The organism is Halomonas aquatica (assembly GCF_040196335.1).
In the GTDB taxonomy this organism is placed as follows: Bacteria; Pseudomonadota; Gammaproteobacteria; order Pseudomonadales; family Halomonadaceae; genus Halomonas; species Halomonas aquatica.
In genome coordinates, this window is the sequence record NZ_JBEGCJ010000004.1 from 353,736 (window position 1) to 367,327 (window position 13,592).

Consider the following 13,592-nt stretch of genomic DNA (forward strand, 5'->3'; position numbering starts at 1 on the left):
CGTGGATCAGGCCAGCGGGTCGGCGTCGGGGTCGAGTTCGACCATCTGCCACGGCAGGCCCATGTCGCCGATGCGCGCCATGAAGGGGTCCGGGTCGAGCTGCTCGACGTTGAACACGCCATCACCCTTCCACAGGCCCTCGAGCATCAGCATGGCGCCGGTCACGGCCGGCACGCCGGTGGTGAAGGAGATCGCCTGGGACTGCACCTCGCGGTAGCAGGCCTCGTGGTCGGAGATGTTGTAGATGTGCACCTTGCGACGCTTGCCGTCCTTGATGCCGTCGAGGATCACGCCGATGTTGGTCTTGCCCTTGGTACGCGGGCCGAGTGATGCCGGGTCGGGCAGCACCGCCTTGAGGAACTGCAACGGGGTGATCTCGCGGCCCTGGTACTCGATCGGCTCGATGCTGGTCATGCCGACGTTCTCGAGCACCTTGAGGTGGGTGATGTACTTCTCGGAGAAGGTCATCCAGAAGCGGATGCGCTTCAGGCCCTTGATGTTCTGGCTGAGGGACTCGAGCTCCTCGTGATAGAGCAGGTAGAGGTCCTTCTCGCCGATGCCGTCGAAGTCGAAGGTGCGCTTCTCGGCCAGCGGCGCGGTCTCCTTCCACTCGCCCTCTTCCCAGTAGCGACCGTTGGCGGTGATCTCGCGGATGTTGATCTCGGGATTGAAGTTGGTGGCGAACGGGTAACCGTGATCGCCGCCGTTGGCATCCAGGATGTCGATGCGGTGGATCTCGTCGAACAGGTTCTTCTGGCCCCAGGCGCAGTAGATGTTGGTCATGCCCGGGTCGAAGCCGCAGCCCAGGGTGGCCATGTTGCCGGCCTTGGCAAAGCGGTCCTGGAAGGCCCACTGCTCCTTGTACTCGAACTTCGCCTCGTCCGGATGCTCGTAGTTGGCGGTATCCAGGTAGGGCACCCCGGTGCGCAGGCAGGCCTCCATGATGGTCAGGTCCTGGTAGGGCAGGGCCACGTGGATCAGCACGTCGGGCTGGAAGGACTCGATCAGCGCGACCAGGGCCTCCACGTCATCGGCATCCACCTGGGCCGTCTGGATGGGGTGGTCCAGTTGGGCCGCGATGGCGCGGCACTTGTCTTGGTTGCGGCTGGCCAGGCAGATCTCCGAGAAGACCTCGGGGTGCTGGGCACACTTGTGGGTAACGACACCACCGACGCCGCCAGCGCCGACAATCAGGACTTTGCTCATGGGGTTCGAATCCAGATCGAGAAATGTTCAACAATGCTCCCGCGCAGGCCCCGAAGGGCAGGCGCGTGTGCGCGATGATGGCGTCGAAGCGAGCCGGGGGCAAGTGCTTTTCGCGGTCGAACTCAGACTAAAGGCTAGGTCGCGGGCCTAGTGCACGGCCGGAAGGTGGGCGAGGTGAACGGTGGGGGCATTAACGAAAAATGCGCCCGTAGGCTATTGATTCGTTAGCTGTCTGGTGGGGCTTCGCCGGGATCCCGGCTCGGATCTTGATCGTAGTCGTCGCTTGCTCATGCGGTTTGATCGCTGCATGAACCAGCTCCCGGATGAATCGCGGTTCCTTTGGCTCGACCCATAAGCGATACCATGCGCGTCACCCCTTCTGAACAAGGCTCTTACCCATGAAAATGCCCAAGAATGACTTCAAGCAACGGCTGCTGGCCGGTGAGGCCATGACCGGCATCTGGCTGGGGCTGGCCAGTCCCTATGTCGCGGAGTTGGCCGCTACCGCCGACTTCGACTGGCTGTTGCTGGATGGCGAGCATGCCCCTAATGACGTACAGAGTCTCCTGGGTCAACTCCAGGCTGTCGCCTCATACGAGAGTCAGCCGGTGGTGCGACCGCCCAGTGGTGACCCGGTGCTCATCAAGCAGTATCTGGACATCGGCGTGCAGAACCTCCTCATCCCCATGGTGGAAAGTGCCGAACAAGCTGCCGAACTGGTTGCTGCAACTCGTTATCCGCCGGAGGGTATTCGGGGTATGGGCAGCTTGCTGGCGCGCGCGTCGCGATGGGGACAGCTGGAGGACTATCTGGAAAGAGCGGATGACGAAGTCTGCCTGATCCTGCAGGTGGAGAGCCCCCATGCCCTGTCACAGATCGAGGCGATTGCAGCGGTGGAGGGTGTCGATGGCATCTTCATCGGCCCGGCGGACCTGTCGGCCTCCATGGGCTACCGATGCCAGCCGGGGCATCCGGAGGTGGTGCAGGCCATCGATTCGGCCATTGTCCGGATCCGAGCGGCCGGCAAGGCGGCAGGCATCATCACCCTGGATGAGCAAGCCGCACGCGGCTACCTGGACGCGGGCTGCACCTTCGTCGGCCTGGGTGTGGATGCTCTGCTACTGACGGAGGCGATGCGCAAGCTAGCCGGACGGTTTCATCTCTCCTGACAATGGACAGATAGTGATCGCCAAGAACTTCAGCGCCCGGCGAGGTCTCGCATCAATTCGCGTATGCCGTAGGTCCAGGGCGAGAGCTGATCACGTAGGAGTTGGAAGCGGTCATGGAGCCTCCTGTATCAGGTCGCTGGCATCTGGCCAGCGCTCGACTAACATGTTACTTGTGTAGTGATGTATGACAGGTATGCCAATGGCTTCGCTCTGGTCCATGGCTCTCTAGTCCATGGCGTGGTTTCGGGTCGATAGCCTGGTGCCAGTAGAGGAGCCCCTACCACTACCGACAACAACGGGAGACGGCGATGCTGGAGGAATGGAAAGGTAAGCGAGTACTGGTGACTGGCGCGAGCCGGGGTATCGGGGCTGCCGTGGCCACACAGCTTGGCGCCCTCGGGGCCCACGTGGCGGTGCATTACCACTCCAGTGCCAAGGGCGCTGAAGCCGTGGCCGAAGCGATCCGCAAGACGCACGGTGAAGCCTTTACTGTGAAGGGTGACATCAGCCGTTCCGCCGAGGCTGCTCGCCTGGTCGACGAGGCCGCCGAGCGTCTTGGCGGTCTGGACCTGCTGGTCAACAATGCCGGCGACATGCTCGGGCGAGTATCGCTGGACGAGATGGATGATATCCAGTACGACCGCGTGATGGACCTCAATGCCCGGTCGGTGGTGATGGCCAGCCGAGCCGCCTTGCCCTATTTCCGTCGCGCCGGTCGCGGCAACATCATTCATACCACCTCCATCGCCGCGCGCAACGGGGGAGGCCTGGGCGCCGGGCTCTATGCTTCGGCCAAGGGCTTCGTGAGTACCTTGACGCGCAACATGGCCAAGGAGCTCGCTGGGGAGTGTGTCCGGGTAAATGGCGTGGCTCCCGGAACCATTGCTACCGACTTTCACGAGCGTCACTCCAACGAGGACCACATGGCCGCGGCTCGAGCCTCCATTCCCATGGGGCGGCTGGGCAGTGCCGAGGAGTGTGTTGGCGCCTACGTATTTCTGGGCACCGACAGCATGAGCGGCTACATCACAGGCCAGGTGATTGAAGTGAACGGCGGGCAGCTGATGCCATGAAGCCTTCATCACACCCCTACGACATCGCCATCACCATGGGAGATCCGGCCGGTATCGGCCCGGAGATCATCTGTCGTGCTCTGGCGGCCATGTCTCCCGCGGAACGAGCCAGCAGCCTGGTAGTCGGTGACCCGGCGATCTATCGTCGCGCCGCGGCTACCATCGGTGCCGAACTCACCTTCGCTGCACTCGACGAGGCAGCGCAGGCTGACGACAGCGTGGCGGTCGCCGTGGTCGAGGCGCCGGATGGAGTAGAGATTCCCGATGGCCGTATCAGTGCCGGTGGCGGAGACATGGCCTTTCGTTGCGTCAGTTCAGCCGTGGAACTGGTGCAAGCTGGACGCGCGCGGGTGATCGTCACCGCGCCGCTCAATAAGGCCGCGCTGCATGAGGCAGGCCACCATTATGACGGCCACACCGGCATGCTGGCGTCGCTGACCGGCGCCCCCTCATCGTTCATGTTGCTGGCTTCCGAGACACTGTCGACCCTTCATGTTTCCACCCATGTGTCGCTGCGCTGCGCCATTGATCGGGTCACCGAGTCGCGCATCACCGAGACCGTTGAGGCCGGTCATGCACACCTGGTCGCCATGGGTCTGACCAGGCCGCGCATAGCCGTGGCAGGGCTCAACCCCCATTGCGGCGAGGGTGGTATCTTCGGGGATGAGGATGATCGCATCATTGCCCCGGCAGTCAGGTCTCTGAAGCTTCGAGGCTATGATGTCCAGGGGCCTATCTCTGCCGATACCGTCTTCTATCGGGCTCGACAAGGCGAGTTCGACCTGGTGGTGGCGCAATACCATGATCAAGGGCATATCCCGGTCAAACTGATTGCTTTCGACACGACAGTGAACGTCAGCCTGGGCCTGCCAGTTCAGCGCACTTCGGTGGATCATGGTACCGCCTTCGACATTGCCTGGCAGGGCAAGGCGGATGCCACCAACATGGGTGCCGCCATCGCCTATGCACGCCGCCTGGCGGCAGGCAAAGATGAGCAGTCAACGCCATGAGTCGGCGCCTTGCCGGTTGTCGGCTGGCGATCGTTGCCGATGACCTGACCGGCGCGCTGGATGCCACCGCCCCCTTTGCCGCACGAGGCGCCGATGCGCGGGTGGTGATCTCCCTGGCAGCGCTGGACGACGTGCTGACGAGCTGGGAAGGCGCCTGGCCCGACGTCATTGCGGTAAACACCGAATCCCGTCATCTGGACGCCGAAGAGGCTGCCCAACGGGTAGTCGACGCGACCCGGCGCCTTGCGCGGGCAAAGCCGGTCGCCTGGTTCAAGAAGATCGATTCGACCCTGCGCGGCCAGGTGGTGGCCGAGTGTGTTGCCATGCGCGTCGCGACGGGGCGACCCTTGGTGCTGGCCCCGGCAGTACCCGCCCAGGGCCGCGTGGTGCGTGATGCAGAAGTCTGGGTAGACGGCCTGCGCCTGGCCGACAGCGCCTATCAGGGTGATGCCCGCTCGGCGCCGCTTGGCGGACCGCTCGACAGCGCGTTCAACGCGGGTGGGATGAGACTGGCCCGCTTCGCTGTTGATGGCGACGCATTACCTCAGGGTGATGTGGTGGCCGATGCCGATAGTGACCTGGCTCTGGCCAGGCTCTACGACGCGGTGCTGGCGGCTGGGGTTCCTCGGCTGATGGTGGGTGCGGCAGGCCTTGCTTCGGCCATGGCTCAGCGCTGCTTTGGCTGCCTGCGTGCCAGCCATCGTTCCCTGTCCAGTGTGAAGGCGGTGCTCTACGTAGTGGGTTCGCGAAGTCCTCGCGCCGCCGAGCAGCTTGCCCGGTTACGTTGCGAGGTACCGTCGTTGTCGGTGATTGAGGCGCTGAGCCCCCCCTGCGCAACCCCATCGGGTGATGCTGCGCTTCTGGTGCCCGGCACGGCATCCGGTGGCGGAACCTCGAGGACGCTGAATGACCCCGGAATGGTCGGCGCCGAAGAGGTATCAGAGGCAATGGCCGAGGGTGCTGTGCATATCCTGGAGAGTTGGCCAGATGACCGCGAGACCCTGCTGTTCCTGACCGGTGGGGATATCGCCATGGCCACCCTGTCACGACTTGGTGTCACCTCGATCAGCGTCGAGGAGGAGTGGGCTCCCGGCGTGGCGCTTGGTTGTCTCGATGGTGAATCCACACGCCGTGTGATGACCAAGGCAGGCGGCTTCGGAGCGCCGGATCTGCTACAACGCCTTCACCGCATCTTCCACTAAAGGCGAATGCGGATAGTTCGGCTGCTGGTTGCACGGGGCTGCGGTAAGGGCTAGTTTGAAGTCGGTGGTATGATACGTATACAGACAGACGCTCAGGTAAGCACGAGAGTGGCATCTAACCGATCATGAATTCGCCACCTTTCCAGCCACAAACAGAACAAACTCAACGGTTGTGAGGATTACAAAATGAGCGACAAGCCCCAACGCCAGTTCAAGCTGTCCCGGGCAATGACTGCCCTCCTGATTGCCGGCGGCGTCAGCCTGGCCGGCGCCGCCCAGGCCGAGGAGCTGAACTTCGCCCACGTCTACGAGACATCAGAGCCCTACCACGTATGGGCGTTGTGGGCGGCTGAGCAGATCGAGGATCGCACCGACGGCCGCTACTCCATTGCCGTTCATCCGGCTTCCTCGCTGGGCAAGGAAACGGATATCAACGAGGGCCTGCAACTGGGTACCGTCGACCTGATCTATACCGGCAACCAGTTCGCTGGTCGCTTCTATGGTCCTATCGGCATCGCGGGTGCGCCCTACATGTTCCGCGACTTCGACCACTGGCAGGCATATGCCGACAGCGACCTCTTCGAGGAAATCGCTCAAGGCTATCGGGATGCTACCGGCAACGTGCCCCTGGCCATGAACTATTATGGCCGTCGCCACGTCACCTCCAACAAGCCGATCAACACCCCCGAGGACATGCAGGATCTCAAGATCCGCACGCCCAACGCTCCCATGTACATGATGTTCCCCGAGGCGGTTGGCGCCAACCCTACCCCTATCGCTTTCGCCGAGGTCTATCTGGCGCTGCAGCAGGGCGTGGTTGATGCTCAGGAAAACCCGCTGCCCACCATCAAGGCCAAGGCCTTCTATGAGGTTCAGGACTACATCAACCTGACCGGCCATATCACAGACTCTCTGATCACCATTGCGGGTGGGACACTGTGGGGCCGCCTCTCAGAGGAAGATCGAGATATCTTCCGCGAGGTCTACACAGAGGCCGGCGAGCGCATTACCCAGGATATCCTGCAGTCCGAGGCAGATCTGGTGGCCTGGTTCGAGGAGCAGGGCATCACGGTGAATGAGGTCGACATCACGCCCTTCCGCGAGGCCACGATCCCTTACCACAACAGCGACGCGGCCACCTGGGATCAGGAGACCTACGACCGTCTCCAGGCCATCGGTCAGTAATCTTCACCTTCCATCGCGGACGTCGCACCACCCCCGACCCGGGGGTGGTGCGCGGGAGTCTGACATGTACCAATCGGACCGAGACGAGGCGCCCGCCTTCGACTTTCTCGAGGAGGATTCCTTCGATGCGCGGAATTATGGCCTCGAAGATTATCTGACCCTGGGGATCTTCTGGCTATTGGCGCTGGACGTCTTTCTTCAGTTCTTCACCCGCTACGTGCTGGGAAACTCCATTGCCTGGACCGAAGAGATGGCTCGTTACCTGCTGGTGATGGTGGGCTTCATGGGCGGCACCATGGCGGTGCGCAAGGGGTCCCATATCGCCGTCGAATTCTTCTATCGCTACATGCCGTGGTGGATGGCACGTATGGCCTCGACACTGGTGGACCTTATCAACATCGCCTTCTTTGCCGCCATGGTGTGGATAACCATCAAACTGGCCGACCTTACCTCGGCATTGATGACCTCCGTGGATATACCCAAGAGCTACCTCTACTACATCGTGATGTTGGGTTTCGTGCTGATGCTGGTGCGTGCCGTCCAGGTGGCCATCCGTCATTGGCGCAGCGGAACCAGCGAGCTGCTGGGTTCGCCATGATAACGTCGACCGAGAGAACCTCTCCATGACCAATACCCCGATCCTGAGGCGGCGCGGTGCCCTGGTGCCTCCGGTGGTCGCTGCCCTCGCCATCCTCGGCTGCATCGCCCTGGCGGTCACCGAGCAGTACCTGCTGTTCCTCTTCGCTACTCTATTCACCTTGCTGGTGTTTGGCGTGCCCATCGCCGTCAGCCTGGCGGGCTCCTGCCTGATCTATGTGTTGCTGACCGGGCGTGTGCCCGACGTGGTGGTCGTTCACCGCATGATCAACGGCATCGACAGCTTCCCCTTGCTGGCGATCCCTTTCTTCATCCTCGCCGGCAACCTGATGAATAACGGTGGTATCACCACGCGCATCTTCGACTTCGCCAAGGCGCTGATGGGCTGGATGCGTGGTGGCCTGGGCCACGTCAACGTCGGTGCCAGCATCGTCTTCTCGGGCATGTCCGGTGCTGCCGTGGCCGATGCCGGTGGCCTGGGCACCATCGAGATCAAGGCCATGCGAGATGCGGGCTACGACCAGGAATTTGCAGTGGGCATCACCGCGGCCTCTTCCACCATCGGCCCCATCATCCCGCCCAGCTTGCCCATGGTCATCTATGGCGTCATGGCTTCGGTCTCGGTGGGCCAGCTGTTCGTGGCCGGCCTGGTCCCTGGACTGCTGATGGGCTTGGTGTTGATGCTGATGATCTTCTTCCTGGCAAGGCGTCGCGGCTATCAGCGCGATGCGGCTTTCTCGTTGCCGGTCCTGTGGCAGACGTTCAAGCGTGCCTTCTTCTCCCTGCTCACCCCGTTGATCATCGTCGGCGGTATCATGACCGGTGCCTTCACGCCTACGGAGGCCGCTATCGCCGCCGTCGTGTACGCGCTCTTCCTCGGGGGAGTGGTCTATCGCACTCTGACCTGGAATCGCCTGCTCAAGGTCAGTATGGAGACCATCGAGACCACCGCCGTCATCTTGCTGATCGTGGCAGGTGCCTCGATCTTCGCCTGGATTCTGACCAGCAATCAGGTCACCCAGCACGTGGTCGAGCTGCTAGGACCCTTCGCCGACAATCCCATCGCCACCCTGATCATCATCAACCTCGTGCTGATCATCGTCGGCTGTTTCATGGAAACCATCGCTGCTATCACCATTCTGGTGCCGGTGCTTCTGCCTCTGGCGGTGGCATCCGGGGTCGACCCGGTCCACTTCGGCGTGATCATGGTCCTCAACCTGATGATCGGACTGCTGACGCCTCCGGTGGGCATGGTGCTCTACGTTCTCTCGCGGGTGTCGAACATACCCTTCGAGCAGTGCATGCGCGGGACCCTGCCATTCCTGGTTCCGCTGGTGATCGCCCTGCTGCTGGTGACCTTTATTCCGGCGATCTCCATGTGGTTGCCGACCTTGATATACCGCTGACCATGAGGAAGACCGATCGATGAGTGATGCCCCCCAGGCATTCCATGTGAGCCGATACGAGCTCGAGCGCTTCATGCTGGCGGTGCTGGCGCGCGCGGGAGCCGATGCCAGTTCGGCCGAGGCGCTGACCCGGGCACTGGTGACCGCCTCGCGCATGGGCACCGACAGCCACGGCCTGCGCCTGTTGCCGCACTATATTCGTGCGCTTCAGGGTGGGCGCATCGCAGGCGCTCCTGCGATGCACTTCGAGCGTCGCCTGCCCGCCACCGGCTACCTGGATGCCGGCGACGGTTTCGGACACCTGGCTGGCTACACCGCCATGGAACACGCCGCGGATATGGCCGATGAGGTGGGGATGGGGGCCGTGGCGGTGGGCCGCTCCTCACACTTCGGGGCGGCAGGTTGTTATGCCCTGGCCGCCGCAGAGCGCGGCCTGATCGGCCTGGCGGTATGCAACTCCGACCCCTTCGTGCTGTTGCATCAGGGGAGCCGGCCCTTCCACGGGACCAATCCCATCGCCTTTGCCGCTCCGGTGGAGGGAGAGAATCCGTTTCTGCTCGATATGGCCACCAGCTCGATCCCCTGGAATCGGGTGCAGCAGTACGGAGCCATCGGTCGCGAGCTGCCGGATCAGGTGGCCGCCGATTCGACTGGCGAGGTAACCCGTATCCCCAAGGAGGTGGCAGCGCTGCTGCCACTGGGAGGTAGCGACTTCGGCTTCAAGGGGGCGGGGCTCGGTAGCATGGTGGAAGTGCTCAGCTCCACTCTTTCAGGCATGCTGAATGGCTTCCGCCTGCTGCCCATGGGCGGCCCCGACATGAAGACACCGCGTGGTGCGAGCCACTTCTGCCTGGCGCTTCGGCCTGATGCCTTCGCCCCGGGCGACCCCTTCCCCGAATGCATGCGCCGCTATCTCGAGGATCTGCGTGCTCAGCCGGGCCGGGACGGCGCGCAGGTCATGGCGCCCGGGGACCGGGAATGGGACTGCCGGGCCCGCCGCGACGCCGAGGGTATCCCGCTGGATAGTGCCAACCAACGTGCCTACGCCGAACTGGCCGAGACCCTGAATGTTCCGGCATTGCAGCCTCTGGCCTGAGCGGGGGAGGGGGCAAATGCAGTAACATGGCGTTCAAGCAGTGGGTCAACAAGGAGAACCAGCCCGTGTCCCGATACCGGATAGAACGCAAGACGCTCTCCGAACAGGTGGCCGAGCAGCTCGAGGCGGACATCCTTGAGGGGCGGCTTGGCGAGAACGATCAATTGCCTTCCGAGCGAGAGTTGATGGAACAGTTCGGCGTCGGCCGTCCGGCAGTGCGCGAGGCGCTGTTTTATTTGCAGCAGCTGGGACTGATCGCCATCAGCAGCGGTACCCGGGCACGAGTGATCCGGCCCACCGCCGAGGCGGTGATGGCTCGACTCTCCGGGGTAACCCGCCAATTGCTCTCCAAGCCTGACGGCCAGCAGTACTTTCAGGAGGCCCGGGCCTTGTTCGAGATCTCCCTGGCCCGCTATGCGGCGTGCTCCGCCAGAGAAGAGGATCTGGCGCGTCTGCATGGGGCTCTACAGGAGAGTCGTGACGCGGTGGGCGATGAGGCGCGCTTCAAGCGCTCCGATAATGACTTCCACGGTGTGCTGGCGAGTATCGCCCGCAACCCGATCTTCGATGCCATCCACGTGGCGCTCTCCGAGTGGCTTGACGACCGTCGCGCCCAGGTACTGCAGCAGAAGGATGAGGACAAGGCGGCGCTGATTGCCCACACCGAGATCGTCAAGGCCATCGAGTCCCGCGACCCTGATGCTGCCGAGGCCGCCATGCGGCGCCATCTGGACCGTCACTATGGCACCTATATGCAGCTCAAGGAGCGTCTCAGCGTTCGCGAGTGACGTCCTTTATTCTCTACTACCTTTATTCGCCATTCGCCATTCGCCATTCGCCATTCGCCATTCGCTATTCGCTGTCGTCACTTGCCGTCGACTCCCGCCGAAGCCATCTTGAAGAAGGGCCCGCTGCATGAACAGCGGGCCCTTTCGTCTGTGCAGCCTCTCTACAAGGAAACCCCACGCTTCCAGGGGATGAAGTCATACTGCGCCAGTTCCACAGCGCGGGGGCGATAGCCCCCCGAGGCGGCGGCGATGCATAGTCTCAGCAGCCGCTCTGCCAGCTCATCGATGCTGGTCTCCCCACGGATGATTGGCCCGGCATCAAAGTCGATGACATCGCTCATGCGCGCGGCCAGCTCGCTGTTACTGGAGATCTTGATCACCGGAGTGATCGGGTTGCCGGTGGGCGTGCCCAGCCCGGTAGTGAAGAGGATCAGGTTGGCACCGGAACCTGCGAGTGCCGTCGTGGACTCCACGTCGTTGCCCGGTGAACAGAGCAGGTTTAGGCCGGCCCTGGTCCGGGGTTCCGTGTAGTCAAGGACGTCCACCACCGGGCTGTCGCCGCCCTTCTTGGCGGCGCCTGCAGACTTCATGGCATCGGTGATCAGCCCGTCACGAATATTCCCGGGGGAGGGGTTCATCGAAAAGTCGGCGCCTACCCGCGCGGCATGCTGCTGGTAGGCCTCCATCAGGTTCTGGAAGCGACTGGCCACGCTGTCATCGGTACATCGGGCGATCAGTTCGTGTTCCACGCCGCACAGTTCCGGGAACTCGCTGAGGATGCCGCTGCCGCCCAGCGCTACCAGGCGATCCACGACCGCCCCCACCAGGGGGTTGGCAGAGAGTCCCGAGAAGCCATCGGAGCCGCCGCACTCCACGCCCAGGGTCAGCGCCGACAGCGGTGCTGGGGCTCGCGTGACCTTATTGGCCTCGGCCAGGCCGTCGAAGATGGTGATCAGCGCCTCGTGGATCAGCGCCTCTTCGCTCAGGCTGGCCTGCTGTTCCAGGTAGTGAACCGTTGTCAGGCCATCGGGGTCGCGCTCGGTTACGGCGGCGCGCAGCATGTCGATCTGGGCCTTCTGGCAGCCCAGGCTCAGAACCGTGGCACCGGCCACGTTAGGATGGCAGATGTAGCCCGCCAGCAACTGGCACAACGCCTCGGCGTCGTCATCGGTGCCTCCGCAGCCCAGGGTGTGGGTGAGAAATCGTACCCCTTCGACGTTGGGGAAGAGCCTTTCACCAGGCGGCTCGTCCGGGGTCGCGCCGGCTGAGCCGTGGAGCAGTTCCCGAGCCATGCGCTTGTAGTCCCGGAAGGGATCCTCTCCCAGTGCATCAGCCACGCATTGTCGCAGTACCTCGATGTTGCGGTTCTCACAAAACACCAGGGGCACCACCAGCCAGACGTTGGCGGTGCCTACCTGACCGTCGGGGCGGTGGTAGCCTTCGAAGGTGGCGTCGAGAAAGGCCGTGACATCGGGGGCCTGCCACTCGCCGCGCCGTGCCTGGGGCAGGGTGGTGGCCGTACCGTGCTCGGTGTTGTCGGTGGTGATCGCCGCGCCTTCGGCGACCGGCCGGGTGGCGCGGCCCACGGTGACGCCGTACATGACCACTGCATCGCCCGTATCGAGCGGTCGGATGGTGAACTTGTGCTTGTGGCGAATAGCCTCATCCAGGCGCAAGAGGCGGCCATCATCGTCGACCTCGCTGCCGGCTGGCAGGTCCTTGAGGGCAACGCGCACGTTATCGGCAGCGTGCACGCGCAGGCTGGCCAGTCGGCCGCTGTCACTGGCGATGGTCTGGGGCATGGTCTGAGTCCGCTGAAACCAGTACTGAGCAATCGAGCTCTATCATGGCCTTGATCACGCCGCTGCCCGGGGCGCACCAGGCGGGCATGCAGTCAGGAAAGTCAGCAAGCTCGGTGCGGTGGGTGATCATGGCGCTGGCCGGGAGGCGACCCGCTTCCATCAGCCGGCATACCTCTTCGAAGTCTTCTCGAGCGGCGTTGCGGCTGGAGAGCAGGCTCATTTCCTTGCGATGGAAGTCCGGGTCGTGGAAGGCGATGTCTGCCTTGACGATGCTGACCAGCACGTAGCGGCCGGCGTGGCCGACCAGGTCGAACCCATGCTGCATGGCGGCGGGGTTGCCGGTAGCGTCGAAGACGGCGTCGGCCAGCTCACCATCGCTGAGTGTCTCCAGAGCCTCGGCAACGTCCTGCATCACGGGATTCAAGGTGTGCGTGATACTGAGTCGATCACGGCAGAAGGCCAGGCGCTCGGGGTTGGTGTCCACCATCACCACTTTTGCTCCTCGCTCGCGTGCCAGCTGCGCTACGCCCATGCCGATGGGGCCGGCGCCGACTACCACCGCGAGCTCACCCTCGGCGAGCTCACTGCGCCGCACAGCGTGGGCGCCGATGGCCTGGCACTCGACCAGCGCCAACTGGTCCAGAGGCAGAGTGTCAGAGGTCACCAGCTGCTCGATGGGAACCGCCAGGCTGTCGCACATACCGCCGTCGCGGTGCACCCCGATCACCTGCATTTGCCGGCAGCAGTTGGTACGGCCCTGGCGACAGGCCCGGCAGTCCCCGCAGTGCAGGTAAGGAATTACGTAGGCGTTGCGACCCACCAGCGCCGGGTCGACCCGTTCGCCCACCGCGACTATCTCGCCGGCCAGTTCATGGCCGAGTACACGCGGGTACTGGAAATAGGGCTGATTGCCGCCGAAGGCGTGGATATCCGTGCCGCACACCCCGATCCGGCGGATGCGCAGCAGGGCTTCGCCGGGCCCGCATGACGGAGCTGTACGTTCCTCCAGGATCAGCCGACCAGGTTCTTGGCAGACGACGGTTCGCATGACGATCTCC

The 13,592-nt window shown here is 63.3% G+C and carries 12 protein-coding genes; 9 read left to right on the top strand and 3 right to left on the bottom strand.

Annotated features, from left to right (window positions below; translation table 11 throughout):
- Positions 1-6: 6 nt before the first annotated feature.
- Entirely contained in the window at positions 7-1,206 is a 1,200-nt protein-coding gene (locus ABE960_RS10680) for a saccharopine dehydrogenase family protein (protein ID WP_349762250.1), read from the bottom strand.
- 398 nt (positions 1,207-1,604) lie between these two features.
- Here ABE960_RS10680 and hpaI point away from each other — a divergent pair, with 398 nt between their 5' ends.
- The 9 genes from hpaI to nanR all read left to right on the top strand — a co-directional run bounded on the left by hpaI (position 1,605) and on the right by nanR (position 10,732).
- Entirely contained in the window at positions 1,605-2,375 is a 771-nt protein-coding gene (hpaI, locus tag ABE960_RS10685; RefSeq protein WP_349762251.1) for a 4-hydroxy-2-oxoheptanedioate aldolase, read from the top strand.
- Between the two features lie 308 nt (positions 2,376-2,683).
- On the top strand, positions 2,684-3,448 hold the full coding sequence (locus ABE960_RS10690) for an SDR family NAD(P)-dependent oxidoreductase (protein WP_349762252.1): 765 nt from the start codon (positions 2,684-2,686) through the stop codon (positions 3,446-3,448).
- Positions 3,445-4,458, top strand: coding sequence for a 4-hydroxythreonine-4-phosphate dehydrogenase PdxA (gene pdxA, locus ABE960_RS10695; protein WP_349762253.1), 1,014 nt, complete (start codon positions 3,445-3,447; stop codon positions 4,456-4,458). The genes ABE960_RS10690 and pdxA overlap by 4 nt, the downstream gene beginning before the upstream one ends.
- Complete coding sequence (locus ABE960_RS10700) at positions 4,455-5,660, top strand: four-carbon acid sugar kinase family protein (RefSeq protein ID WP_349762254.1); 1,206 nt, start codon at positions 4,455-4,457, stop codon at positions 5,658-5,660. Before pdxA ends, ABE960_RS10700 begins: the two co-directional genes overlap by 4 nt.
- 186 nt (positions 5,661-5,846) lie before the next feature.
- Positions 5,847-6,845: a sialic acid TRAP transporter substrate-binding protein SiaP gene (locus ABE960_RS10705; RefSeq protein WP_349762255.1), complete on the top strand. Its 999-nt coding sequence runs from the start codon at positions 5,847-5,849 to the stop codon at positions 6,843-6,845.
- A gap of 64 nt (positions 6,846-6,909) precedes the next feature.
- The gene (locus tag ABE960_RS10710; protein WP_349762256.1) at positions 6,910-7,443 is read left to right on the top strand and encodes a TRAP transporter small permease; all 534 of its coding nucleotides are present in this window, start codon (positions 6,910-6,912) and stop codon (positions 7,441-7,443) included.
- A 25-nt stretch (positions 7,444-7,468) separates the two neighbouring features.
- The gene (locus tag ABE960_RS10715) at positions 7,469-8,848 is read left to right on the top strand and encodes a TRAP transporter large permease (protein ID WP_349762257.1); all 1,380 of its coding nucleotides are present in this window, start codon (positions 7,469-7,471) and stop codon (positions 8,846-8,848) included.
- Between the two features lie 19 nt (positions 8,849-8,867).
- Complete coding sequence (locus ABE960_RS10720; RefSeq protein WP_349762258.1) at positions 8,868-9,944, top strand: Ldh family oxidoreductase; 1,077 nt, start codon at positions 8,868-8,870, stop codon at positions 9,942-9,944.
- Positions 9,945-9,970: 26 nt separating this feature from the next.
- A complete protein-coding gene (gene nanR / locus ABE960_RS10725; RefSeq protein WP_349762259.1) occupies positions 9,971-10,732 on the top strand; it encodes a transcriptional regulator NanR in 762 nt (253 codons plus the stop codon).
- 161 nt (positions 10,733-10,893) lie between these two features.
- Here nanR and ABE960_RS10730 read toward each other — a convergent pair whose 3' ends face one another.
- Complete coding sequence (locus ABE960_RS10730; RefSeq protein WP_349762260.1) at positions 10,894-12,534, bottom strand: UxaA family hydrolase; 1,641 nt, start codon at positions 12,532-12,534, stop codon at positions 10,894-10,896.
- Positions 12,512-13,582 carry a zinc-binding alcohol dehydrogenase family protein gene (locus tag ABE960_RS10735; RefSeq protein WP_349762261.1) on the bottom strand — a complete coding sequence of 357 codons (1,071 nt, stop codon included), beginning with the start codon at positions 13,580-13,582 and terminating at the stop codon, positions 12,512-12,514. The genes ABE960_RS10730 and ABE960_RS10735 overlap by 23 nt, the downstream gene beginning before the upstream one ends.
- Between the last annotated feature and the right edge of the window lie 10 nt (positions 13,583-13,592).

Bases quoted from the DNA above. Each gene is read 5' to 3' on its own strand.
- ABE960_RS10735 (WP_349762261.1), bottom strand. From the start codon at position 13,582: ATGCGAACCGTCGTCTGCCAAGAACCTGGTCGGCTGATCCTGGAGGAA.
- ABE960_RS10730 (WP_349762260.1), bottom strand. From the start codon at position 12,534: ATGCCCCAGACCATCGCCAGTGACAGCGGCCGACTGGCCAGCCTGCGC.
- ABE960_RS10710 (WP_349762256.1), top strand. From the start codon at position 6,910: ATGTACCAATCGGACCGAGACGAGGCGCCCGCCTTCGACTTTCTCGAG.
- ABE960_RS10715 (WP_349762257.1), top strand. From the start codon at position 7,469: ATGACCAATACCCCGATCCTGAGGCGGCGCGGTGCCCTGGTGCCTCCG.
- ABE960_RS10705 (WP_349762255.1), top strand. From the start codon at position 5,847: ATGAGCGACAAGCCCCAACGCCAGTTCAAGCTGTCCCGGGCAATGACT.
- pdxA (WP_349762253.1), top strand. From the start codon at position 3,445: ATGAAGCCTTCATCACACCCCTACGACATCGCCATCACCATGGGAGAT.
- ABE960_RS10680 (WP_349762250.1), bottom strand. From the start codon at position 1,206: ATGAGCAAAGTCCTGATTGTCGGCGCTGGCGGCGTCGGTGGTGTCGTT.
- ABE960_RS10720 (WP_349762258.1), top strand. From the start codon at position 8,868: ATGAGTGATGCCCCCCAGGCATTCCATGTGAGCCGATACGAGCTCGAG.
- ABE960_RS10700 (WP_349762254.1), top strand. From the start codon at position 4,455: ATGAGTCGGCGCCTTGCCGGTTGTCGGCTGGCGATCGTTGCCGATGAC.
- ABE960_RS10690 (WP_349762252.1), top strand. From the start codon at position 2,684: ATGCTGGAGGAATGGAAAGGTAAGCGAGTACTGGTGACTGGCGCGAGC.
- hpaI (WP_349762251.1), top strand. From the start codon at position 1,605: ATGAAAATGCCCAAGAATGACTTCAAGCAACGGCTGCTGGCCGGTGAG.
- nanR (WP_349762259.1), top strand. From the start codon at position 9,971: ATGGCGTTCAAGCAGTGGGTCAACAAGGAGAACCAGCCCGTGTCCCGA.